The sequence below is a fragment of the Micromonospora sp. PRAS1 genome (assembly GCF_059553435.1).
Window position 1 is genome coordinate 252003 of record NZ_JCANNB010000002.1, and the last position, 24092, is coordinate 276094.

Consider the following 24092-nt stretch of genomic DNA (forward strand, 5'->3'; position numbering starts at 1 on the left):
CAAATCGAACAAACAGAACAACGGAGCGAACAATGCCTCCCGAGCCTTCTCCACCCCTGGCCACCATCGCCGCCGCCCTGCGCTACGAGCGGCAACGGGTCGGCCTGTCGCTTACCGAACTCGCCCGCCGCGCCGGGATCGCCAAGTCGACCCTGTCCCAACTCGAATCCGGCGTCGGCAACCCGAGTGTGGAGACGCTGTGGGCGCTGGGCGTGGCACTCGACGTACCGTTCAGCCGGCTGGTCGAGCCGCCGACAGCCAGCGTGCGCGTGATCCGGGCCGGCAACGGGCCACGGATCCGATCCGAGCACGCGGACTTCAGCGGCACCCTCCTGACCGCCGGTACCGCGCACGCCCGCCGGGACGTCTACCTGATCCAACTGGAGCCGGACGGAGTCCGCACCGCCGAACCACACACGCCGCGCAGCGTCGAGCACATCGTGGTGGGCTCGGGCCGACTACGGTGCGGACCAGATCACGAGCAGGTGGAACTCGGCCCGGGCGACTACGCGACCTTCCCCGGCGACGCACCGCATCGTTACCAGGCCCTCGAACCAGGCACCTTCGCCGTACTGGTCATGGAGCACCCGTGACCGCCGCCCTGGCGGCACGCCGAGACGGCGCTGTCGACGCGCTGCGGCATTGTCAGGGGCCGAGGCAGAGCCGGCAACCGGAGGCCGACGATGGGTGGAGTATCGTCGGAAGTCCGATTCCATCACGGACCTAAATGTCCGGATCAGTAGGATAACGTTTGGCTGCGGCACCCGTGCCGCAGTGGCGGTGACCGAGCCCGCGCCGCTACCCTCCTTCCGCAGCCATTCGGTGCCGGGACGAGCGACTTTACCGGTTCCCGGGGCGCCCAGCGCGACCATTTCCGACGAGGTGACATCGCCGTGAGCGAGCGGACGCGAGCCGACCACCGGGGCGCGGCCGTGAACGACAGGTCGGCCGGATGAGTCGCGGCTACGCCGACCGGTGGCATGATCCCGCCGAGCCGTCCTGGATGGCCGAGCCGACGACCGAGTGGCAGCCGCAGTTCCCGGGCCAGCGTTACCCGGGCGACATCGGCGTCGACCACCATCAGCAGCCGCCGGCACGGGGCCGGGCGAGCGCCGTCGGAAGGGCCGAGGTGCCCCCGCTCGCGCCGACCAGACCCGACGGCACGTACGTGGGCCGATCCTGGTCTGACGAGCCGGACGGCTGGCCGGGCCGGCACGAGGTACCCGAGCCGCGGCGGTACGAGGGGTCGAACGGTAACCGCCCCCACGACCGGTCCTACCCCGCTGCGCGGCCGGAGCGTACCGACGGCCGACGTTCTCCGCAGACCGACCCGTCCCGTGGCCGCGACGGGGTCACCTGGTCCGACGTGGGCTCACCGGCTGCGGCGACCGGCGCACCGCCCCGTCGCGACCCGCGCCAGGCAGAGCGCTACCCGCAGCGCGAACCGGACCGACGCGACCCGGACCGACGCGACCCGGACCGACGCGACCCGGACCGACGCGACCCGGACCGACGCGACCCGGACCGACGCGATTCCGACCGCTACCCGCGCGACGACGACCGCTATCCGCCACGGCGCGGCCAGCGTGAGTCCGACGCTTACCCACGACGCGACCCCGACCGACACGACCCCGACCGACGGGACCAACGCGAGGCCGACCGCTACGACCAGTGGCCGCGCCGCGCCGAACCGACCGACCGGGATCAGGTCCGGCGCCGTGGCGGCCCGGTCCCCTCCGGACGGCCGGAGTCCGGCTGGATGCCCGAGCCGGACGAGCAGCGGCGTCGGCCCGCCACGCCGCAACGACCGGCCGAGACCACGAACCGTCGGTCCACCAGCGACGGTACGCAGCAGCGTCCCCGCTACCAGTGGAGCAGCCACCCCGGCGAGCCCGCGTACGACGACGGCCTCCGGGTTGACGGGTACCGGGAGGAGTTCGGCGTCGGGGACCCGGACAGTGCGCCGTACCCGGACGGTTACGTCGACGAGGATCCGGTAGGCGGGTCGCGCGACGAGTGGGGTCGCCCCGACTGGTCGCCGGGGCGTGCTGGCCCCGAGCCGGCGGCCCGGGAGCCACAGGCGTTCGCCGGGTCGCCGGGCGGGCTGCCCTGGCCCGAGCCGGGTCCGCTGCGTCCGAGCACCGGCCGGGACCACCGCGAATACCAACGGCCCGCCGGACCTCCGCCCGACCGCTCCCGACGCGACGACCTCCGGCCCGCTACGCCCGATCCGGCGCGGTTCGCGCCCGACCGGCCTGCGGCACAGCGACCCGACCTCGATCAACCCGCCGCGCAACGGCCCGATCTGGACCGCCCCGTCTCCCCCGCGCCCGACCGCGAGCCACCCCGCCCCGGCCGACCGCACCTCTCGGTGGTGCCCGACCTTCCGGTCGCCGCCTCGCCCGAGTACGACCGACCCGTTTCTCCCGCATCGGCCTACGACCGGCCAGTTTCCCCCGCGTCGAACTACGACCGGCCAGTTTCCCCCGCGTCGAACTACGACCGACCCGTCTCCCCCGCTGCCGGGCGGAGCCGGCCGGTGTCCCCGGCACCGCAGCATGACCGGCCGGAGGTGCCCCGCCAGGATCGACCCGAGTCTCCCGCCGCACGCAGCGGGATCCACGGTCCCGGACCGGACCGGGCCCAACGCCCCGCTCCGCAGAGCGACCAGGATCGGCGCGACCCGGTCAGTCCGGTCGGCCCGGTCAGTCCGGTCGGCCCGGTCAGTCCGGTCCGGCCGGCCGCCTCCGCCGGACAGCCCGCACCGGCCGGAGACACGGTACGGCCAGCACCGCTGCACCAGCACGAGGTACGCCCGGCTCCGCTGCACGAGCACCAGGTCCGTCCCGCACCCCTGCACGACCAACCGGTCGTGGCCCCCCCGCCGCCAGCGGCACCCTCGGTCGCCGCCGCACCACCCGCCGCCGGGCCCACCCCGACACGACCCGTCTCCGCGCCACCCGGCTACCCACCCGTCTCCGCGCCACCCGCGCATCCACCGGTATCGGGGCCACCCAGCCACCCACCCGTCTCCGCACCGCCGGCACGCCCACCGGTATCCGCACCGCCGGCACGCCCACCGGTATCGGGGCCACCCAGCCAACCGCCCGTCTCCGCACCGCCGGCACGCCCACCGGTATCCGCACCGCCCGCACGCCCACCGGGGCCACCGAGCCAACCGCCGGTCTCCGCGCCCCCGTCCCAAGGTCCGGCCACGCCCCGCCCGGCGGCGCCTGCACCGGCGGCACCAAGCCCACCGGCCGCTCCGATCGAGAGGAAGCCGACCCGGTACGTTCCGCCGCCGCCCGAGCCGGTCGAGCCCGCACCGGTCCGGCCGCCCTCCGCAGGCCCACAGGCCTGGTTCGGGTCGCCCGCTCCCGAGCCGGACCAGCCGCCGCCACCGGCGGCACCGGTCTCCGCACCACCGTCGTCGCCACGGTCCGCCGCGCCGACCTCCGCGCCACCGGTCTCCGCACCGGCCGCCTCCGCCGCGCCGACCTCCGCGCCACCGGTCTCCGCACCGCCGCCCGTACCTCCGGACGACGCTGCACCGACCTCGGCAGCGTCGGTCCCGGCACCGCCGGCACCGGTCGCGGACACCCCCGTGTCGGCACCGCCGACCGACCTCGCGCCGCAGGTCTCTGCACCACCACTCCCCACACCGCCGGCCGCCACACCATCCGCCTCACCGACTCCGGCACCGCCCGTATCCGCGCCACCCGTCTCGGCAGCACCCGTCTCCGCACCTCCGGTCACCGCGCCGCCCATTTCTGCGCCGCCCGCCACCGCAGCAGCGCCCGTCTCCGCGCCGCCCGCCACCGGAGCGCCCGTCTCCGCGCCGCCCCTCTCCGGAGCGCCCGTCTCCGGGCCGCCGGCCGCCACGACGCCGGTATCGGCACCACCGGCCGCCGCGCCGCCCGTCTCCGCGCCGCCAGCCACCGCGGAGGAGGAGCCAGCCGAGGTGGCGGAGGAGGTGGCCCCGGCACCCGAGCCGCCCCCGGACCCGGAGCAGGTGTTGGCCGGCTACCGCTGGCAGCTCGACCCGACGACGCTGCGCGAGGTCGTGGACGACCCGGAAGAGCTGCGGACGGTCCGGGAACGGCTGACCGAGAAGCTCGCCTCGGCACTCGACAACCGGTCCCGCGCCCGGCTGTTGAGCCTGCGGGCGGTGGTCTCGCGAATCCTCGGTGACCTCGACGACGCGTTGGACGACGGCCGGATGGCGTTGACCTACGCCGAGGCGACCGGTGAACTGCGCCGGGCCGCCCTGGCCCAGGCACGGTTGGCGCAGGTGCTGCGCTGGCGCGGGGATTTCGCCGAGGCCGACCGGCTGTTCGCGGAGGCCAACTCGCCCGAGCTACCCGATCGGCTGAGGGCCGCCCTGCACGAGCACGCCGCCCGCAGCTGTTACGACCAGGGCCGGTTGATCGAGGCGTGCCACCACTTCGAGCGGGCTCTCGACCTGCGGGGCGAGGGCGACCCGGAACTGTTGGCCCGGGTCCGGGTCGGGCTGGACGCGGTCGCCGACCGGGCCGCCGAGAGCGGCTTCGGGCCGTACCCGCGCAGTTGGGACGAGGTGTTGGAGCGGGACCGTGCCCCGGTACCGGCCCGCGACGGCGGCCAGGGGTTGTGGGGCTACGCGGACAGCGAGGGCGACATGGTCGTGCCGGCCCGGTACGCCGAGGCGCAGCCGTTCGCCGACGGCCTGGCCTGGGTACGCGGCCCGCAGACGGACCGGTGGTCGTTGATCGGTCTGAGCGGTGAGACGGTGATCGAGCCGACCTATCTCGCGGCCCGACCATTCTCCGACGGCCTGGCCTGGGTGGTACGCGACGAGAGCGGCTGGCTGGCCGTGGACACCACCGGTGAGGTGGTCGTGCCGCCCGGCTTCGCCGACGTACGGCCGTTCCGTCGGGGCGTGGCGGTCGTCCGACGCGAGGGCTGGGGTGCCGTGGACCGCACCGGCCAGCTCGTGGTGCCCACCCGGTACCACGGTTTCCACACCGCCCTCGCCGACGGCCGGTACGTCGACGGCTTCACCGACGAAGGGCTGGCCGTGGTGGATCTGGCCGGCCGTAAGGGCGTGCTGGACCGCACCGGTCAGGTGATCGTCGCACCGGCACATCCGGCCCTGCTCATCCACCCGGTGGCCTTCCTCGCCACCAACGGCGCCGGTCGCTGGGGCGCGCTCGACCGGCGCGGGCGGCCGCTTATCGACCCGATGTTCCATCGCCCGGATGCGGTGGTGGCGGAGATCGAGGCGCTGCTCACCGACGCCAGCCCGGTGCTCTGAGCCGAGCGGGCACCGCACCGGTGCCGGCCCCAGCGGACGGCTCGATCGGCAGGTCGCGCCGGAGGCGGACTAGGGTCGGGGGATGGAATTCCGACACCTTGGCCGTTCCGGCCTGATGGTCAGCGAGATCTCGTACGGCAACTGGATCACTCACGGCTCACAGGTCGAGGAGGAGGCGGCGGTCAGCTGCGTCCGGGCCGCCCTGGACGCCGGCATCACCACCTTCGACACCGCGGACGTCTACGCCGGTACCCGGGCCGAGGAGGTGCTCGGCCGGGCGCTGGAGCAGGAACGGCGCGCGGGCCTGGAGATCTTCACCAAGGTGTACTGGCCCACCGGACCGGGACGCAACGACCGGGGTCTGTCCCGCAAGCACATCATGGAGTCGATCGACGGCTCGCTGCGCCGGCTCCGCACCGACTATGTGGATCTCTACCAGGCCCACCGGTACGACTACCACACGCCGCTGGAAGAGACGATTGAGGCGTTCGCCGACGTCGTACGCTCCGGCAAGGCGCTCTACATCGGCGTCTCCGAGTGGAAGGCGTCGCAGATCCGCGAGGCCCACGCCCTCGCCCGGGAGCTGCGCATCCCGCTGGTCTCCAACCAGCCGCAGTACTCGATGCTGTGGCGGGTCATCGAGAGCGAGGTCGTACCCACAAGCGAGGAGCTGGGCGTCGGGCAGATCGTCTGGTCGCCGATGGCGCAGGGCGTACTCACCGGCAAGTACCTTCCCGGCCAGCCGCCGCCGGCCGGTTCCCGGGCCACCGACGAGAAGTCCGGCGCGGGTTTCATCGCCAAGTGGCTGACCGACGACGTGCTGACCCGGGTCCAGCAGCTCAAGCCGCTCGCCGACGAGGCCGGGCTGAGCATGGCGCAGCTCGCCATCGCCTGGGTGTTGCAGAACCCGAACGTCTCCTCGGCCATCATCGGGGCGACCCGCCCCGAGCAGGTGCAGGACAACGTCAAGGCGGCCGGGGTCAAGCTCGACGCCGGTCTGCTCAAGGCGATCGACGAGATCGTCGACCCGGTGACCGAGCGCAACCCGGCGCGTACCGAGTCGCCCGCCGAGCGGCCCTGACCCGGCCGGTCCGGCCGGCGTCGAGCGGGACGCCGGCCGGGCCACCCGGTGCCCGGCTCCGGCTCAGCCCTGCCAGAACCGGATCAACTCCAGGCCGGTGGCGTAGAGCCACGGCGGCAGGCCGAGGGCGCCGCCGACCGCGAAGACCGCGTCGAAGAACCAGCCGCCGATCCGTGGGTTCCACAGCAACGCGAAGAGCAGGATGAAGCCGTACGGCGCGAAGAGGTCGTACATCCGCCGCCACTGCGGGTTCAACCACGGCTGGATCATGTTGCCGCCGTCCAGTCCCGGCACCGGCAGCAGGTTGAGCACGCTGGCGGTGAGCTGGAGGAAGGCGAGCAGAGCCACGGCGGCCCAGAACTCCACCGGCCCGCCGCCCGGCGCACCGATCCGCAGCACCACCACCAGCACCAGCGCGAACAACACGTTTGTGGCCGGGCCGGCCAGGCTGACCAGGGTGTGCCGCAGCCGCCCGGGAATCGCGTGCCGGTCCACCCAGACCGCCCCGCCGGGCAGGCCGATGCCGCCGAGCAGCACCACCGCCACCGGTAGCGCGATGGAGAGCAGCGGGTGGCTGTACTTCAGCGGGTTGAGCGTCAGATAGCCGCGATGGGCCACGCTCCGGTCGCCGGCCCGGTACGCCACCACGGCGTGGGCGTACTCGTGCAGGCAGAGCGAGACCAGCCAGCCGGAGACCACGAACCCGAAGACCGCGAGCCGGACGTTGCCGATCCCGTGCCAGGTCAGCACGGCGCTGGTGACCAGCAACGCGACCAGGCCGAGAAAGACCGGACTGGGCCGGAACGCCGCCCGGGGCACCCCGAGCACCAGCGGCTCGGCGTCCCGGGGCGTCATCACTCCGCCGCGGGCAGCAGGCTCATCCGGTACTCCACCCGGTCGTCCTCGACGAGCGCTACCGAGGTGACGCCGGACGCCGCGAGTTCCCGCCAGGTCTGGCCGATCCAGGACTCGGCGTCCGCCTGGCTGCCGAACGACTCGGTCGGCCCCTCGGCCGGCTCGCCGTTCGCGCCCTCGTACCGCCAGCTCCACGCCATCTGCGCGTCTCCCCTCGCCGTTGCTGTCCATCGGACCGACCCCGCCAGCGTAGTCGGCCGCGCGGTCGACGGCCGGGCGCCGACCGACGGCCGGTACCGTGACCCGGTGCTGACTCAAGGGGTCGTGCTCAGCGAGCGGTACCGGCTGGGCGAACGGGTGGCGACCGGTGGGATGGGCGCGGTCTGGCGGAGTACGGATCTCCTGCTGGGCCGGGAGGTCGCGGTCAAGGTGCTGTTGCCGGCGCTGACCGCCGACCCGGAGTTCACCGCGCGGTTCGGGGCCGAGGCGCGGATGCTGGCGGCGGTGCGGCATCCCGGGGTGGTCGCGGTGCACGACGTCGGCCGGGCCACGCTCGCCGACGGTGGCCAGGTCGACTACCTGGTGATGGAGTACGTGGCCGGCGAGCCGCTGAGCGCCCGGCTGCGCCGGGTGGGCCGGCTCGACCCGGTCACCACCATGTCCGTGGTGGCGCAGACCGCCGAGGCCCTGCACGCGGCCCACCTCGCCGGCATCGTGCACCGGGACGTGAAGCCGGGCAACCTGCTGGTCAAGCCGGACGGCCGGGTGGTGCTCGTCGACTTCGGCATCGCCCGCTCCGGCGCGACGGCGGGGATCACCGCCGCCCACACGGTGCTCGGCACCGCCTCGTTCATGTCCCCCGAGCAGGCCGCCGGCCAGCCGATCTCCGGGGCGAGCGACATCTACGCGCTCGGCGCCGTGGCGTACCTCTGCCTCGCCGGGCGTCCCCCGTTCGTCGGAGACAACCCGTTCGACGTGGCGCTGCGACACCAGCACGACCAGCCGCCGCCGCTGCCGCCGGACGTACCGGCACCGGTCGCCGCAGTGGTCTCCCGGGCCATGGCGAAGCAGCCGGGGGCCCGGCAGCGCAGCGCCGCGGAGCTGGCCGAGGCCGCCACCGCGGCCGCCGGCACCTGCGCAGCGGCAGCCGGAGCGGAACTCACCGCCGGAGCGGCGACCGGCGGCCAGCTCGAAGCGGGCGGTGCCCCGGGCGTCCGGGCCGGCGCCGAGACCCTGGCCTCCGACGGGCCGACCGTCCCGGACGGCCGGAAGCGGTCCCGACGGCTGCGGCGCTCGACAATTGTGACGATCGCGGCGGGCGTGGTGACGGTCGTCGCGGCGGGCGTGGCGGTGGCCGTGATGTCGCAGCCGCCGCCGCCCGACGACGCCACGGCGCCGGCCACCGCGCCGGTGCTGGCCGGCGACCCGTCGGCGATCGTCGCCTCGCGGAGCCCCGGCGCGGATGGCGACGGCGGCCGCCAGGAGAGCCCGGCGCCCGCCTCCAGCTCGGCGCGGCCGACCTCGGCCACGCCGTCGTCGGGGCGCAGCAGCGCCGCGGCGGCCCCTCCGGCGTCGCCCCCACCCTCGTCGGCCGCACCGGAACCGAGCGCCACGCCGACCACCGGCGGTGCCGAGCAGCCGAACCCGTACACGGCCGCGCAGGCGTGCGGCAGCGGATACCGAGTGATCAACACGGCGACGCTGACCGCCGGTGGTCGCCGGCAGGGCCGGGTGTACCTGCTCTACCACGGCGGAAGCGGGTCGAACTGCGTGGTGACGCTCAAGGAGACCGCCGTCGGCCGGGCGACGCCGGTGACCGCCTTCCTCGAGGTGCAGGGTCGGGCCCGCGCCACCGACAGCGGTTCCTTCAAGTACTACGCCGGTCCGGTCCGGGCCAGCGCCGCCGCGACCTGCGTGAAGTGGGGCGGCTCCGCCGGTGGGGCCAGCTTCAGCAGTCCCTTCGAACACTGCGACTGACCGTCGCGGGGCGGGGTATGTGTCGGTAGGAACCCGATGTGGCCCAGGAGGCGAGGATGACGACACCGATCCCGAAGATGGACACGGCGGAGCTGCGCGACATCGCGGTACGCGGAGGCATAGAGGGTGCCCGGGACATGGACCGGGAGGCGCTTATCGACGCGCTCCAGGCCCGCCCCGGCGAGGGCTTCTGGCAGGAGGACCCGAAGCCTGCGGACGTCAACCCCAACGAATACTTTTACCAGCCCCCCGGCGACCGTTGAGCGGTGCCGGTACGGCGGGGGCGTTGCGGCGTACCTGCGCTGCCCCCGGCGGCCGGCTGGCCGTAAGGTACGGGCATGTCCCTTGACGGGTGGAACCGGGTCCTGGTGCTGGGCGGCATCCGCTCCGGCAAGTCGGAGTTCGCTGAGTCCCTGGTCGCCGACGCGGCCTCGGTGCGGTACGTGGCCACTGCGGCTGGCGCGGGCGACGACGACGCGGAATGGCTGGCCCGGATCGCCGCACACCGCGCCCGCCGGCCGGCCTCCTGGAGTACCGAGGAGACCGCGGACGAGCCGCGCCGGCTCGCCGACGTGATCGCCTCCGCCCGGCCGGAGGAGACGCTGCTCGTCGACGACCTCGGCGGCTGGGTGACCGTGCTGCTCGACCCGGCGCACCAGCCGGCCGACGACACCGCCACGATCGACGAGCTGGCCGCCGCCGTCCGGGCCTGCGCGGCCCGGCTGGTGCTGGTCAGCCCCGAGGTCGGGCTCTCCCTGGTGCCGACCACGCCGCTGGGCCGGGCGTTCACCGACGCGCTCGGCGCGGTCAACCGGGCCGTGGCGGATGCCTGCGACGCGGTGATCCTGGTGGTGGCCGGCCAGCCGTGCCGGCTGAAGCCGCCCGCGCCCGCCAACCCGCTGCCGAGCAACCCGCTCGCCGCCACGCCGCCGGTTCCGGTCGCCGCCGGCCAGCCCGGCGCCACGGTGCCCGCCCAGGGCGGCCCCGCCGACCGGCAGGCCGGCCCGACCGACTCCGCGGGCCTCCTGCCCGCCTCGCCACCGGTGTCCACGCCGGAGCTACCCGCCGCGACCGGGCCGGCCGCCGACGGCGCGGCCACCGCTTCGACGGCACCCGCCACGACCAGCCCGGTGGCCGCCACCGGTCCGGTCATCGAGCCCGGCATGGAGCTGCCCATGCCGGACGAGTACGCCGGGCCGCAGGCCGTGGAGCGGCTGGCCACCCTGGACGTGCCGGGCACCGGGCTCGGCGTGCTGGAGCAGGTGGTCTCGTTCGCCGCCGCCACCCAGGGCAACCCGACCCCGGCCGCCTGGCGGTCGGTACGCGTACTGCTGCTGCACGGCGACCACGCCGGTGGCGTCGCCGCCGGCAGCCGGCCCGGCGAGTCGGCCCGCCGGGCCCGTCAGGCCGAGGCGGGACAGGGCGTGCTCGCCCGGTTGGCCGCCGAGAGCGGCGCCAGCCTCCAGGTGGTCGACGCACCGACCGCCGCTGCCATCGAGGACGGTCCCGCGCTCACCGCCGAGCAGGTCGACTCGGCCCTGCGCTACGGCTGGCGGCTGGCCGAGGAGGCCGCGGACGCCGGCGTACAGCTGCTGGTTCTGGCGGCGTGCGGGGCCGGCACCGAGGCTGCGGCGGCGGCCGTGCTCGCGGCGACCGCCGGGGCCGAGGCACCCGCGGTGCTCGCCCGGGTGGTCACCGAGGACGGCGAGATCGACGACGTGGCCTGGATGGCCCGCTGCGCGGCGGTCCGGGACGCGCTGCACCGCGCCCGCCGCTCCTCCCGCGACGCCAAGGAGGTGCTGGCCCAGCTCGGCGGCGGGGACATCGCGGTCGCCACCGGCATCCTGCTCGGCGCGACCGCACGCCGGACCCCGGTCCTGCTGGACGGGCCGGTCGGCGTGGCGGCCGGGCTGGTCAGCCGGGATCTGGCCGGTCAGAGCCGGCACTGGTGCCTGCTGGCCGACCACGGTGGTCACCCCGCCGTGCAGTTGGCCGCCGACGTGCTCGGCCTGACTCCGCTTACCGAGCTGCGGCTCGACCTCGGCGAGGGGGCGAACGCGCTTACCGTGTTGCCGCTGCTGCGGTCGGTGCTGGCGTTGGCCGCCGCGCTGCCGGCCCGCCCGGACCGCACCACCGAGGCCACGAAGCCCACCGAGACCGCCGAGGCCACCGGCCCGGACGAGAACGGTGTCAGCCCCGACGAGGACACCGCCGGGCCGGACGAGTCCGGCGAGGAGACCGAGCCGGACTTCCGCGAGCCGGAGCCCGAGGGGCCGGGACCGACCAGCACCCAACCGACCCGGTCGGCGGACCCGACCGGCTCGCGTGCCGGCTGAGTCCCGCCTGGCCGGCGCGCGGCTCGCCCTGACCACCCTCACGGTGGCACCGGTACGGGCCGGTCGGGTCGACCGCGCCACGGCCGGTACGGCGATGGCGCTCGCCCCGCTGGTGGGCGCGCTGCTCGGGCTGCCGCTCGCCGGTGTGCTGCTGCTCTTCGACACGCTCGGCACGCCGCTGGTGGCCGCCGGGGTGACCGTCGCGCTGGGCGCCCTGCTCACCCGGGGGCTGCACCTCGACGGGCTGGCCGACACCGTGGACGCGCTCGGCTCGTACCGGCGGGGTCCGGCCGCGTTGGAGATCATGAAGCGGCCGGACGTCGGGGCGTTCGGCGTGGTCGCGCTGGTGCTCGTCCTGCTGGTGCAGGCCGCGGCGCTGGCCGAGCTGGCCGGCCGGTCCGGTCCGGCGGCGCTCGCCGCGGTCATGGCCGCCACCGCGGCCGGCCGGCTCGGCGTCACGCTGGCCTGCCGGCGGGGCGTACCGCCGGCCCGACCGGAGGGGCTCGGCGCACTGGTCGCCGGCACCGTCGGTCCGGTCGCGCTGGCCGCCGGGACGATCGCCGTGCTGCTGCTGGCGGTCGCGGCGGTGCCGGACCGTCCCTGGCAGGGACCGCTGGCCGTGCTCATCGCGCTCGCCGTCGCGGCCGGCCTGCTGCGCCATGCGGTACGCCGGTTCGGCGGGATCACCGGTGACCTGCTCGGCGCCACCGTCGAGGTGGTCACCACGCTCGTCTACCTGGGACTGGTGCTGTCCGGCTGAGCGGGGCGGCGGGTGGCGGGTAGCGTTCTCCCACGACAGCTCCGCCCGCGGCACCCAGGGGACGACATGCTCATCACCGACGACTTCCTGCCAGTCCCGGTCCCGGAGTCGCTCAGCGCGACCTACCTGGTGCCGACGGCGGGACTGCCGGCGGTCAGTGCCCGGACGGCGGTACGCGGACTGACCGGCCGGCTCGCCGAGCCGGTGCACGGGTTGGCCCGGCAGATGCTGGACAGCCCGCTGATGAGCGTCGACGTCCGCCCGATCGGCGAGTTCCCCGAGCTGCCGCCCGACCTGCTCACCGCGTTCGGTGCCAGCGAGGCGCAGCTGGACCGGTTGGCCGCCGCCAGCCACCTGGTGGTGGTGCAGGCCGAGTACCGGCCGGGCTGGCCCCCGGCGCACGAGTGGGCGGCCCGGGCGGTGGCCGCCGCGGTCGCCGAGGCGGTGCACGGCGACGTGGTCGACGTCTTCGGATTGCAGTTCCTGGACCCGGGCGCGGCGCTGCGCTCGCTCCCCGACGAGCAGGGCCGGGTCCGGCTCGTCGACTGGATCCTGGTGCCGTACTCCTCGGACGCCGACGGCCTCTGGTTCACCACGAAGGGACTGCGCCGCTTCGGCCTGCTGGAGTTGCAGACCCAGGGCGTGCCGGACCATCTCACCCGGGCCTGGGGCGCGGTGATGACCGGCGCGGCCCGGCGGCTGCTGCGGGACTGGACCGACGGGCTGGCCGGCGAGGAGGTACCGGCCTTCGTGCAGTTGCCGGTGCTGGCCACGGTGACCGGGCACGACATCGCGGTGGCGTACGGCAATCCGGAGCAGCACGGCGCGACCCCGCCGGTGCTGCTGCGGCTGGAGCTGGACCCGGCCACCGACCCGGAGGCGGACTCGTTCCTCAGCCTGCGCCCGCCGGCCGGGCATCCCGGCCCGGCCGGGCGCTACTTCGCCGCCGCCTGCGCCACCCTCTTCGCCGGAATCCAGCCCGACGTGCGCTACGCCCGGCCCGGTGACGCGATGAGCCGGGCCATCGCCACCGCCCGCGCCGGGCTCGGCGACATCCGCGCCCGGTTCCGCACCGGCCAGCTGCCGCCGGAGACCCAACTGGTGGTCAAGTACGGGTTGCCCGGCGACGACGGCCCCGAGTACGTCTGGGCCGGGGTGACCTCCTGGGACGCCCCGGAGCGGATCGTCGCGGTCAGCGCCAGTGACGCCAACACCGACCCGACCGTGCGGATCGGCTCCCCCGTCGTGGTGGAGGCCAGCGACGTGGTCGACTGGGCCGTCCTCGACGCCACCGGCGTCACCGAGGGCGGCTGGACCCAGGCCGTCCTGGACGCCGGCAACCCGCCCGCCTCCTGACGCCCAGCCGCGCTACCTGACGAAGGGGTGGACGAAGGGCGGCCGGGTCAGCCGGGCCGGGGTGCGACGGTCTCGGATGTCGATGTGCAGCTCGGTGCCGTCGGGCAGGGCCGCAGCGGTGTCGATCAACGCGAGGGCGATGCCCTGCTTCCTCGTCGGGCTGAAGGTGCCGCTGGTGACCCGGCCGATCGGGGTATCGCCGTGGTACACCGCCATGCCCGGGCGCGGGATGCCCCGGTCTACGACCTCGAGGCCGCGCAGCGTACGCGCCGGACCGGCGGCCTTCTCAGCGAGCAGCGCGTCCCGGCCCCAGAACGCCTGCTTGTCCCAGCCCACCGCCCAGCCCGCGCGGGCCTGCACCGGGGTGATCTCAAGCGACAGGTCCTGCCCGTGCAGCGGATAGCCCATCTCGGTGCGCAGCGTGTCCCGGGCGGCCAGCCCGCAGGCCCGGGGCGCCGGCTCGGCGGCGAAGAGCGCGTCCCAGACCCGGACCGCGTCGCCGGTGGGAACCACAAGTTCGTAGCCGAGTTCCCCGGTGTAGCCGGTGCGGCAGACGGTCAGCTCGACGTCGTCCAGGCGGGCCGGCGAGAAGCTCATGTAGCCGTGTTCGGTGGGCAGGCCCAGCGCGCCCAGCAGCTCCGCCGAGCGCGGTCCCTGCACCGCGAGTACGGCGTACGCCTCGTGCTCGTCGGTGACCGTGACCCCGGACGGCGCGGCGGCGCGCAGCCGGCGCACCACCTCGGCGGTGTTCGCCGCGTTCGGGATGAGGAAGACGTGGTCGTCGGCGTAGCGGTAGGCGATCAGGTCGTCCACCACCCCGCCGATGGCGTCGTCGCAGCAGAGGGTGTACTGCGCCTGGCCCGGCCCGATCCGGTCCAGGTCGTTGCTGAGGCAGGCGTTTACGAACGGCACCGCCCCCGGGCCGGTCACCCGCACCTTGCCCAGGTGCGACACGTCGAACACGCCGACGTCGGTGCGCACCGCGGTGTGTTCCCGCAGCACCCCACCGCCGGCGTACTCAAGCGGCATCTCCCAGCCGCCGAACGGGGCGAGTTTGGCGCCGAGCGCGGTGTGCCGCTCGCTCAGCGGAGAACGGCGCAGCCGGGTCGCGGCAGCGTCGGTGGTCACGTCCGTCATGGGTGGCAACTTACCGGGACCCGCAGGGCTGGTTAGCATCGGCGGGACCCCGCTGGCGCCGCCGGCGGGAGACCATGCTCTCCGGCGGGTACGGCCCGCCGGAGAATCCACCGCCGGTACGCCAATCGCGACCGGCCCGGCCCGCCCGGGAGCAGCTTCCGTGACATCGTCCAGCACCACCCTGAGCCTGGTCGACACCGACCCCGCCGAGCTCGCCGTCGACGCGATCGTAATCGGCGTGCACAGCACCACCGGCGAGCAGGACGCCACCAGCGGCCTCGCCGGCACCCTGCTGCTCGCCACCGGCGCCGAGAGCATCGCCGCCGCCTTCGACGGAAAGTTGACTGAGACGCTGGCGCTGCTCGGCGCGACCGGCGGACCAGGCGAGGTGATCAAGTTGGCGACCCTGGGCACGGTCACCGCGCCGGTCATCGCCGCAGTCGGCCTGGGCGGGGAACCCAGCGGCGCGGCACCGGAGCCGGAGACCCTACGGCGGGCCGCGGGGGCCGCCGTGCGGGCGCTGGCCGGTGCGCCCCGGGTGGCGCTCGCGCTGCCGCTGCCCGACGACGCGGACGTCACCGCCGCCGTGCGGGCGGTCGCCGAGGGGGCGTTGCTTGGTGGTTACCGCTTCGCCGGGTACAAGACCCGGCCGCAGCCGAGCCGGCGCGAGCCGGTGGCCGAGGTGCTGGTGGCCGTGCCGGACGCCTCGGACGCGGGGGTGCAGGCCGAGGTCTCCCGGGCGGGCACGGTGGCGGCTGCGGTGCGGCGCACCCGGGACTGGGTCAACATCGCCCCCAACGACCTGCGCCCGCCGGCCTTCGCCGACTCGGTCGCCGAGGCGGCCCGGGCCGCCGGGCTCGGCGTCGAGGTGCTCGACGAGGTCGCGCTCCGCGAGGGCGGCTACGGCGGGATCATCGCGGTCGGGCAGGGCTCGGAGGCGCCGCCGCGCCTGGTGAAGCTGACCTGGACGCCCGACGGCGGCGGCACCGGCAAGCGGGTGGCGCTGGTCGGCAAGGGCATCACCTTCGACACCGGCGGCGTCTCGATCAAGCCGGCGCAGGGCATGTGGGAGATGAAGTCCGACATGGCCGGGGCGGCGGCGGTGGCCGCCACCATGCTGGCCGTGGCCGAGCTGAAGCCGCCGGTGGCGGTGACCGCGTACGTGCCGATGGCGGAGAACATGCCGTCGGGGGCGGCGTACCGGCCGGGCGACGTGATCACCATGTACAACGGCAAGAAGGTCGAGGTGCTCAACACCGATGCCGAGGGCCGGATGATCCTCGCCGACGCGATCGCCCGGGCCTGCGAGGACGGCTGCGACTACCTCTTCGAGACCTCCACCCTCACCGGCGGTCAGGTGGTCGCCCTCGGCAAGCGGATCTCCGGCGTGATGGGCAGCACCGAGCTGTGCGAGCGGGTCCACACCGCCGGCGACGCGGTCGGCGAGCCGGCCTGGCCGATGCCGCTGCCGGACGACGTGCGCAAGGGCATGGACTCCGAAGTCGCCGACATCTCCCAGGTCAACGCCGGGATGGACCGCGCCGGCCACATGCTCCAGGGCGGGGTCTTCCTGCGCGAGTTCGTCACCGACGAGGTCGCCTGGGCGCACATCGACATCGCCGGCCCGTCGTACCACTCGGGCGAGGCGACCGGCTACTGGACCAAGGGCGGCACCGGCGTACCGGTCCGCACCCTGCTGCACCTGATCGACGACATCGCCGCCAACGGCTGACGTGTAAGGAGGGGCCCCTTGTTAACGCCTGGTGTATAGCAGGGGGCCCCTTTTAACACTTCGCTTCAGTAGAGCTCGGGGCGGCGCTTGCGGCGCTCGTTGTAGTCCCGCATGCGCTGCGGATAGCCCATCAGCGCCACGTCGTAGACCGGGATGCTCAGCCGGTACGCGAAGCGCCGCGCGCCGTCCGGCCCGTCGATGCGGCGCCGGGTCCACTCGCCGTCGTCGGCGATCAGGATCACCGTGGTCTCGGTGACCGTGGTACGCGGCTCGATGTACGCCTCGACGCCCTTGCGGGTGCGGACAAAGTTCTCAAGGTGCTCCAGATCGGCGCGATTGGCCGTACGGTCAGGTTCGGCCGAGCGTGCCCGCTTGCGTCGCCGGAACAGTCCCACTGAGCTGTCTCCCCCACCTGTCGCGTCATCGAAGGCAGTGCCAAGGGTACGTGGCGGCAACGTGTCGTTGGGCACCTCGGTACGCGGCTGCGGCGCGGTGGTGACAAGATGGCCGAGGTGGGGTGTCCCTGTTACCCCGCTGTGACCCCCGATGCAGCGAAGCGACCTGGGAGTTGGACGTGAGCGAGCCGAACGACGCAACCTTCGACATCGTCATCCTCGGAGGTGGTAGCGGCGGCTACGCGACCGCGCTGCGCGCCGCCCAGCTGGGGCTGACCGTCGCGCTGGTGGAGAAGGGGAAGCTCGGCGGCACCTGCCTGCACAACGGCTGCATCCCCACCAAGGCGCTGCTGCACGCCGCCGAGATCGCCGACCAGACCCGCGAGTCGGAGCAGTTCGGCATCAAGGCCGAGCTGGTCGGCATCGACATGGCGGGGGTCAACTCGTACAAGGACGGTGTGATCTCCCGGCTCTACAAGGGCCTGCAGGGTCTGGTCAACGGCAACAAGGCCATCACCTTCGTGGCGGGCGCCGGCAAGCTGGTCGCGCCGAACGCGGTCGAGGTGGACGGCAAGCGGTACACCGGTCGCAACGTCGTGCTGGCCTCCGGCTCGTACGCCAAGAGCCTGCCCGGCCTGGAGATCGACGGCGAGCGGGTGATCACGAGCGACCACGCGCTGACCCTGGACCGCGTACCGGCCTCGGCGATCGTGCTCGGCGGCGGCGTGATCGGCGTCGAGTTCGCCAGCGTGTGGAAGTCCTTCGGGGTGGACGTAACCATCATCGAGGCGCTGCCCCGGCTGGTCGCCGCCGAGGACGAGGAGTCCTCGAAGGCGCTGGAGCGGGCCTTCCGCAAGCGGAAGATCAACTTCAAGGTCGGCAAGCCGTTCGAGAAGGTCGAGAAGACCGACGCGGGCGTCAAGGTGACCATCGCCGGCGGCGACACCGTCGAGGCCGAGCTGCTGCTTGTCGCGGTCGGCCGGGGTCCGAACACCGCCGACCTCGGGTACGAGGAGCAGGGCGTCAAGACCGACCGCGGCTACGTGCTGACCGACGAGCGGCTGCGCACCAGCGTGCCGAACGTCTACGCGGTCGGTGACATCGTGCCCGGCCTCCAGCTCGCTCACCGCGGCTTCCAGCAGGGCATCTTCGTCGCCGAGGAGATCGCCGGCCAGAACCCGGCGGTGATCGACGAGGCGGGCATCCCCCGGGTCACCTACTCCGAGCCGGAGCTGGCCTCGGTCGGTCTCACCGAGGCCAAGGCCAAGGAGCAGTACGGTGCTGACAAGATCAAGACTTACAACTACAACCTCGGCGGCAACGGCAAGAGCCAGATCCTCAAGACGGCCGGCTTCGTCAAGCTGGTCCGGGTAGAGGACGGCCCGGTGGTCGGCGTGCACATGGTCGGCGCCCGGGTCGGCGAGCTGGTCGGCGAGGCGCAGCTGATCTACAACTGGGAGGCGTACCCGGGCGAGGTGGCGCAGCTCGTGCACGCCCACCCGACGCAGAACGAAGCCCTGGGCGAGGCGCACCTGGCCCTCGCCGGCAAGCCGCTGCACGCGCACGCCTGACCACGACGTAACCGCGGCGTCCGGCGACGGGCGATGATCCCCCCACCAGGGAAACGAAGGAGTCTGGAGAACATGCCGGTATCGGTCACCATGCCCCGGCTCGGCGAGAGCGTCACCGAGGGCACCGTCACGCGCTGGCTCAAGCAGGAGGGCGACACCGTCGAGGTCGACGAGCCGCTGCTCGAGGTATCCACGGACAAGGTCGACACCGAGATCCCGTCCCCCGCGGCCGGCGTGCTGACCCGGATCGTGGTGGGCGAGGACGAGACGGCCGAGGTCGGCAGCGAGCTGGCGGTCATCTCCGGCGAGGGCGAGTCGGCCGGCGGCCAGCAGCAGGAGGCCCCCGCCGAGCAGCAGGCCCCCGCCGAGCAGGCCGCCGAGGCAGCCGCCGAGCCGCAGGCCGAGGCGGAGCAGCCGGCAGTCCAGGAGCCGGCCGAGGAGCCGGCCGAGGAGCCGGCCCAGGCCGCGTCGGCACCGTCGGGCGAGGGCACCCCGGTGCAGCTTCCGGCCCTCGGCGAGAGCGTCACCGAGGGTACGGTCACCCGGTGGCTCAAGCAGGTCGGTGACACCGTCGAGGTGGACGAGCCGCTGCTGGAGGTCTCCACCGACAAGGTCGACACCGAGATCCCGTCGCCGGTCGCCGGCACCCTCCTGGAGATCAAGGTCGCCGAGGACGAGACCGCCGACGTCGGCGCCACCCTAGCCGTGATCGGTACCGCCGGTGCCGCCCCGGCCGAGGCGAAGCCGGCGGCCGAGCCGCAGGCGGCGGCGAAGCCCGAGCCGAAGCCGGAGCCGGAGCCGAAGCCGCAGGTCTCCGAGCCGACGCCGGGCACGTCGTACAACGAGCCGGCCGCGGAGGCCGAGACCGCGCCGGAGCCGGCCAAGGCCGAGCAGGCCGCCACGCCGCCGGCACCGGCCCAGGCGCCGCAGCGGGCCGCCGCGCCGAGCGCCAACGGCGAGGCCGCCGGGTACGTGACCCCGCTGGTCCGCAAGCTCGCCAGCGAGCACGGCGTGGACCTCGCCGCGGTCAACGGCACCGGCGTCGGTGGCCGGATCCGCAAGCAGGACGTGCTTGACGCGGCGGAGCAGGCGCGCGCCGCCAAGGCCGCCCCCGCACCGGCCCAGCCGGCCCCGGCCGCACCGGCGAAGCCGGCCGCCAAGCCGCAGCCGAGCGCCAAGCGCGGCACCACGGAGAAGCTGCCCCGCATCCGCGCCGCCATCGCCAAGCGGATGCACCAGTCGCTCCAGGAGACGGCGCAGCTCACCACCGTGGTCGAGGTGGACGTCACAAAGGTCGCCAAGCTGCGGACGCAGGCCAAGGAGTCGTTCCTTGCGCGGCACGGCGTCAAGCTGTCGTTCCTGCCGTTCTTCGCCCTCGCGGCCATCGAGGCGCTGCAGACGTACCCGATCGTCAACGCCAGCATGGACCTCGAGGCCGGCACGATCACCTACCCGGACGCCGAGAACCTCGGCATCGCGGTGGACACCGAGCGTGGCCTGCTGGTGCCGGTCATCCACAACGCCGGTGACCTCAACCTCGGCGGCATCGCCAAGCGGGTCGCCGACCTGGCGGAGCGGACCCGGACCAACAAGATCAGCCCGGACGAGATCGCCGGGGCGACCTTCACGCTTACCAACACCGGCAGCCGGGGCGCCCTCTTCGACACCCCGATCGTGCCGTCGCCGCAGTCGGCGATGCTCGGCACGGGTGCCGTGGTCAAGCGCCCGGTCGTGGTCAACGACCCGGAACTCGGCGAGGTGATTGCCGTACGCCAGATGGTCTACCTGGCCATGTCGTACGACCACCGGCTGATCGACGGCGCCGACGCGGCCCGCTTCCTGACCACGGTCAAGGAGCGCCTGGAGGCCGGCAACTTCGAAGCCGAGCTTGGCCTGTAACACCCACACCACGCACCACGAAGGGCGCCTCGGTCCCCGAGGCGACCTTCCCCATCCCCCCACCCATCCACCCATCCCCCCGCCCACCCCACCCCGCCCCGCCCCGCCCCGCCCCGCCCCGCCCCGGCGATCTTGCACTTTCGGTCGCCGGTTTGTCCTTTCTGCCGCTTATGCGGGGACAGGAAGTGCAAGATCGCGGGCGCTGGGGGTGGGAGGGGGCGCTGGGGGTGGGAGGGGTGGGTTTTTGCTGGTCAGGGGGCGGGGTGGGGTGGGGAATCGGGTCCGGTGACGGCGAACGGTTGCCAGACTCAGGCGGTGGGCGACAGGGGGTGGCGGGGGCGGCTGGGGCCGGCCGTCGGGGTGGCGCCGGGTGCCCGGGTCGACAAGTTCGAGATCTTCTTCGACCTGGTTTTCGTCTTCTCGTTCTTCAACATCGCCCGGTCCACCGCGACCGACCTCAGCGGCCGGGGGCTGCTGCACGCTCTGCTCGTGCTCGCCGTGCTCTGGTGGTGCTGGGTGGTGCATACCGTGGTCGCCACCCGGATCCGGATCGGCGAAGGCTACGTACCGGTACTGATGGTCGTCGGGATGGCCGCGCTCTTCTGCTTCGCGCTCGCCCTGCCGCGCGCGTTCGGCGGTCCGGCTGGCGGCGGCACCGCCGGGCCGGTCGTGGTGGCGGTCAGCTATGTGATCATCCGCGCCGTACATCTGGCGCTGTTCCTCCGCGTGGTCCGCGACGACCCGGTGGAGCGCCGGCAACTGCTCCGGTACGCACCCGAGCTGACGCTGAGCACCGTCCTGCTGCTGGCCGCCGCACTGCTCCCCACCTACCTGCCCGGCTCCCGCACGGACGACCTGATCCGGGACGCGCTCTGGATGACCGTGGTGCTCCTCCAGTACGGCACCGGGCTGCTCGCCAACACCTGGGGCTGGGAGGTGACCTCGGCGGAGCACTGGACCGAACGGTACGACCTGATCCTGATCATCGCGCTGGGCGAATCGGTGATCTCGGTGGGCCTGGGCAGCAACCTCATCGGTCAGTCGCCGACCTGGCCGGGGATGACCGCGGCGGTCTTCGGCATCGTCTTCACCGCCGCACTCTGGTGGGCACACTACGACGTGATCGGCCCGGCCGCCCGGATCGCCCTGCATGCCAGCCAGGGCCGGCCCCGGGTGCGGATGGCCCGGGATGCGTACGCGTACCTCTACCTACCCATGATCGCCGGGATCATGCTGTTCGCCCTCGGCGCCGAGGGCGTCGTGCACGACATCGCCGAGCCGGGCGTACCGCTCGGCATGCCGGCGCGCGGGCCGGACGTGCCGCTGCTGTACGGCGGGGTGATCTGCTACCTGGCCGGGAACATGCTCTTCCAGCTACGCACCCTGCACACGCTCTCCTGGCTGCGGCTCGGCACCCTGGTCGTGCTCGCGGTCTCCATCCCGCCGGCCATGCACCTGCCGGGGCTGGCCGCCCTCGGCCTGCTGACCGCGATCTGCGTCGGCCTGGCCGTGGCCGAGGTGGTGCTGATGTCCGAGGCCCGACACGCGCTGCGCGCCGCGGTCTTCGAGGAACGCACCGCCCACGAGGCCCAGGAGGCCGCCTACCGCGCCCGTTGGCGTCAGAACCCACCCGATTCGGCACCCTGAAAGCCCTTCGGAAGCAACCAGCCCGGCCCTTCCGGGACACGTCCCGATCTGCCGTCCGAACCGGCGCAACAGCCACCGGCCAGCGACAATGGTCGGATTGGTGGCGGTTGCCGACGCGGGTGACCAGGGACGAACAGGCGGGTGTCAAGGCACTCACGCCGCTCGCCGGCGTCGATACGCCGCGCCTTCTCCAACCGCCACGCGCCCGCCAAACGACAACTACCGTGCGTGACGTGACCTCTTCTCGGGTACTTGCCGTTTCGGCGAGCGTCGTGCTCGTCTTCTCCACCGGGCCGGTCGCGACTCCCGCGCGGGCCGCAGGCACGCAGCATCAGCCGTGTCCCACTGTGGAGGCGTCGGCACCGCCGGCCATCACCCCGTCACCACCACCGGTCGACCCCGCCGACCAGTCCGTCGGCGGCCCGGCGCTGGCCACGTCCGGCCTGGTCGCGCCGGCCGGCGCGCCGCAGGTGCCGGCTGTCACCGCCACCTCCTGGCTCGTGGCCGACCTGGGCAGTGGGCTGGTGCTCGGCGGCTGTGGACCGCACGAGCACCGGACCCCGGCCAGTGTGCAGAAGCTGCTGCTCGCCGCGGCCCTGCTGCCTCGTCTCGACCCGAACCAGGTCGTCGAGGTGAAGCGGGAGGACCTCCGGGATCTCGATCCGGAAAGCTCGCTCATGGGGGTGATCCCCGGTGGCCGGTACACGGTCGAGGATCTGTGGTTCGGGCTGCTCCTCGAATCGGGCAACGACGCCGCCAACGTGCTGGCCCGCCTCGGTGGCGGCGCGGCCGGGCGGGCGGGCGGCGTGCAGGCGATGAACGACGAGGCACGGCGGTTGCGCGCCAACCAGACCCACGCGGCGACACCCTCCGGGCTGGACGGACCCGACCAGTACACGAGCGCGTACGACCTCGCGCTGATCACCCGGGCCGCCTTCGCCCGCGAGGACTTCCGCCGGTACCTGGCGACCCGGGTCGCGCAGATCCCGGCGCAGCCGGGACGCTCGGCGTTCGCGGTCACCAACGACAACACGATGATGGACGGCTATCCCGGCATGCTCGGCGGCAAGACCGGCTTCACCGATCTGGCCCGGCAGACGTACGTCGGCGTGGCCGAACGCGACGGCCGTCAACTCGTGGTGACCCTGCTCGGCGCGGAGACCGCGCCGTTGGGCAGCCTCGGTGAGGCGACAGCGCTGTTGAACTGGGGATTCAGCCTTCCAACGGACAAGTCCGTCGGTCACCTGGTGACGCCCGAGGAGAAGAAGGAAAATCCGCTGGCGCTCGCCGCCGGCGGCGGGGCCGGTGCGCCCGCCGGGTCGTCGTCGCTGTCGCTGCCGGCCGCACTCGCGCTCGGCACCGTGCTCGTTGTCGGGTTCGGTGTGCTCGCCGGACGACGGCGGCGTATCCGCCGCCGGTAAGCATTGGTTCGGCGGCCGCCGAAAGCACGCCGAGGCGGCACGAGCTTTCGGCATGCTCACCAGCGCCGTCCTGGCGACGGGCCGCACCACTCGCCGCTGCCTCGGCGACCTAGTGATCGTTCGGACCGTACGTCGCCCCTGACCCCGCAGCGGGATTTCGCGGTCAGCCCGGACCGCTACGCCCCGGTGCCGAACCCACCGCGCAACTCCCGTTGGCCCAACCAGCCGATCCGCGCCGACTTCGGCCGGTTCAGCCCCGCCCGAAGGTCGCCGGCCAACGGCGGCCGATGGTGATGACTCCGCACACGCCGCTGCCCCCGCTCTGGCTCTGCCGGGCCTGCGCCGCGCCCTGGCCCTGTGGCCCGGCCCGACTCACGCTGCTCCGGGAGTACGCACACGATCGCGTCGCCCTGCTCATCTACCTCGGTGGCCTGCTGTACGAGGCAGCCGGCCAACTACACACCCTCAATCCGCACGACGAACCGGACCCGAAGCTGCTCTTCGACCGCTTCCTCGGCTGGGTGGTGACCTCTCGTTCGGGGGACCGGATCGCCGAGACCCGCAAGTCCGTACGCCCCACCGCCACGCCGGCCAGGAGGTCGCCTAGCGGTTCGCTCGAATCCGGCTAGGCT

18 protein-coding genes are annotated in these 24092 nt (G+C 73.8%); 14 read left to right on the plus strand and 4 right to left on the minus strand.

The genetic code is table 11. From position 1 onward, the window contains the following. Nucleotides 1-32 precede the first annotated feature (32 nt). The 3 genes from AC507J_RS03470 to AC507J_RS03480 all read left to right on the plus strand — a co-directional run bounded on the left by AC507J_RS03470 (nucleotide 33) and on the right by AC507J_RS03480 (nucleotide 6374). Nucleotides 33-593, plus strand: coding sequence for a helix-turn-helix domain-containing protein (locus AC507J_RS03470; RefSeq protein WP_496287575.1), 561 nt, complete (start codon nucleotides 33-35; stop codon nucleotides 591-593). Nucleotides 594-952: 359 nt separating this feature from the next. Then, nucleotides 953-5293 carry a WG repeat-containing protein gene (locus tag AC507J_RS03475; protein WP_496287576.1) on the plus strand — a complete coding sequence of 1447 codons (4341 nt, stop codon included), beginning with the start codon at nucleotides 953-955 and terminating at the stop codon, nucleotides 5291-5293. A gap of 82 nt (nucleotides 5294-5375) precedes the next feature. Further along, nucleotides 5376-6374: an aldo/keto reductase family protein gene (locus AC507J_RS03480; RefSeq protein WP_496287577.1), complete on the plus strand. Its 999-nt coding sequence runs from the start codon at nucleotides 5376-5378 to the stop codon at nucleotides 6372-6374. Nucleotides 6375-6437: 63 nt separating this feature from the next. Here the strand turns inward: AC507J_RS03480 and AC507J_RS03485 are convergent, their stop codons facing one another. Both AC507J_RS03485 and AC507J_RS03490 read right to left on the minus strand, forming a co-directional pair. Then, nucleotides 6438-7229, minus strand: coding sequence for a site-2 protease family protein (locus tag AC507J_RS03485; protein ID WP_496287578.1), 792 nt, complete (start codon nucleotides 7227-7229; stop codon nucleotides 6438-6440). Further along, a complete protein-coding gene (locus AC507J_RS03490; RefSeq protein WP_496287579.1) occupies nucleotides 7229-7429 on the minus strand; it encodes a hypothetical protein in 201 nt (66 codons plus the stop codon). The genes AC507J_RS03485 and AC507J_RS03490 overlap by 1 nt, the downstream gene beginning before the upstream one ends. A gap of 106 nt (nucleotides 7430-7535) precedes the next feature. Here AC507J_RS03490 and AC507J_RS03495 point away from each other — a divergent pair, with 106 nt between their 5' ends. The 5 genes from AC507J_RS03495 to AC507J_RS03515 all read left to right on the plus strand — a co-directional run bounded on the left by AC507J_RS03495 (nucleotide 7536) and on the right by AC507J_RS03515 (nucleotide 13658). Further along, nucleotides 7536-9206 (plus strand): serine/threonine-protein kinase, encoded by a 1671-nt coding sequence (locus tag AC507J_RS03495; RefSeq protein WP_496287580.1) that lies wholly within the window; start codon nucleotides 7536-7538, stop codon nucleotides 9204-9206. A 56-nt stretch (nucleotides 9207-9262) separates the two neighbouring features. Next, nucleotides 9263-9469, plus strand: coding sequence for a hypothetical protein (locus AC507J_RS03500; RefSeq protein WP_496287581.1), 207 nt, complete (start codon nucleotides 9263-9265; stop codon nucleotides 9467-9469). Nucleotides 9470-9544: 75 nt separating this feature from the next. Beyond that, complete coding sequence (cobU, locus tag AC507J_RS03505; protein WP_496287582.1) at nucleotides 9545-11542, plus strand: bifunctional adenosylcobinamide kinase/adenosylcobinamide-phosphate guanylyltransferase; 1998 nt, start codon at nucleotides 9545-9547, stop codon at nucleotides 11540-11542. Next, entirely contained in the window at nucleotides 11532-12302 is a 771-nt protein-coding gene (locus tag AC507J_RS03510; RefSeq protein WP_496287583.1) for an adenosylcobinamide-GDP ribazoletransferase, read from the plus strand. Before cobU ends, AC507J_RS03510 begins: the two co-directional genes overlap by 11 nt. A 66-nt stretch (nucleotides 12303-12368) precedes the next feature. Beyond that, on the plus strand, nucleotides 12369-13658 hold the full coding sequence (locus AC507J_RS03515; RefSeq protein WP_496287584.1) for a DUF2314 domain-containing protein: 1290 nt from the start codon (nucleotides 12369-12371) through the stop codon (nucleotides 13656-13658). 12 nt (nucleotides 13659-13670) lie between these two features. Here AC507J_RS03515 and gcvT read toward each other — a convergent pair whose 3' ends face one another. Further along, nucleotides 13671-14795: a glycine cleavage system aminomethyltransferase GcvT gene (gcvT, locus tag AC507J_RS03520; protein ID WP_496287585.1), complete on the minus strand. Its 1125-nt coding sequence runs from the start codon at nucleotides 14793-14795 to the stop codon at nucleotides 13671-13673. Nucleotides 14796-14955: 160 nt separating this feature from the next. Here gcvT and AC507J_RS03525 point away from each other — a divergent pair, with 160 nt between their 5' ends. After that, the gene (locus AC507J_RS03525) at nucleotides 14956-16527 is read left to right on the plus strand and encodes a leucyl aminopeptidase (protein WP_496287586.1); all 1572 of its coding nucleotides are present in this window, start codon (nucleotides 14956-14958) and stop codon (nucleotides 16525-16527) included. A gap of 65 nt (nucleotides 16528-16592) precedes the next feature. On the opposite strand, the gene AC507J_RS03530 is transcribed toward AC507J_RS03525, so the two are convergent. After that, nucleotides 16593-16922 carry a hypothetical protein gene (locus AC507J_RS03530; protein ID WP_496287587.1) on the minus strand — a complete coding sequence of 110 codons (330 nt, stop codon included), beginning with the start codon at nucleotides 16920-16922 and terminating at the stop codon, nucleotides 16593-16595. Between the two features lie 179 nt (nucleotides 16923-17101). Here AC507J_RS03530 and lpdA point away from each other — a divergent pair, with 179 nt between their 5' ends. The 5 genes from lpdA to AC507J_RS03555 all read left to right on the plus strand — a co-directional run bounded on the left by lpdA (nucleotide 17102) and on the right by AC507J_RS03555 (nucleotide 24089). After that, nucleotides 17102-18493, plus strand: coding sequence for a dihydrolipoyl dehydrogenase (gene lpdA / locus AC507J_RS03535; RefSeq protein ID WP_496287588.1), 1392 nt, complete (start codon nucleotides 17102-17104; stop codon nucleotides 18491-18493). 72 nt (nucleotides 18494-18565) lie between these two features. Continuing rightward, nucleotides 18566-20392, plus strand: coding sequence for a 2-oxoglutarate dehydrogenase, E2 component, dihydrolipoamide succinyltransferase (sucB, locus tag AC507J_RS03540; protein WP_496287589.1), 1827 nt, complete (start codon nucleotides 18566-18568; stop codon nucleotides 20390-20392). Between the two features lie 315 nt (nucleotides 20393-20707). Beyond that, on the plus strand, nucleotides 20708-22039 hold the full coding sequence (locus AC507J_RS03545) for a low temperature requirement protein A (protein ID WP_496287590.1): 1332 nt from the start codon (nucleotides 20708-20710) through the stop codon (nucleotides 22037-22039). A 233-nt stretch (nucleotides 22040-22272) separates the two neighbouring features. After that, nucleotides 22273-23460 carry a D-alanyl-D-alanine carboxypeptidase family protein gene (locus AC507J_RS03550; RefSeq protein WP_496287591.1) on the plus strand — a complete coding sequence of 396 codons (1188 nt, stop codon included), beginning with the start codon at nucleotides 22273-22275 and terminating at the stop codon, nucleotides 23458-23460. 293 nt (nucleotides 23461-23753) lie between these two features. After that, nucleotides 23754-24089 (plus strand): hypothetical protein, encoded by a 336-nt coding sequence (locus AC507J_RS03555; protein WP_496287592.1) that lies wholly within the window; start codon nucleotides 23754-23756, stop codon nucleotides 24087-24089. The last annotated feature ends 3 nt before the right edge of the window (nucleotides 24090-24092 follow it).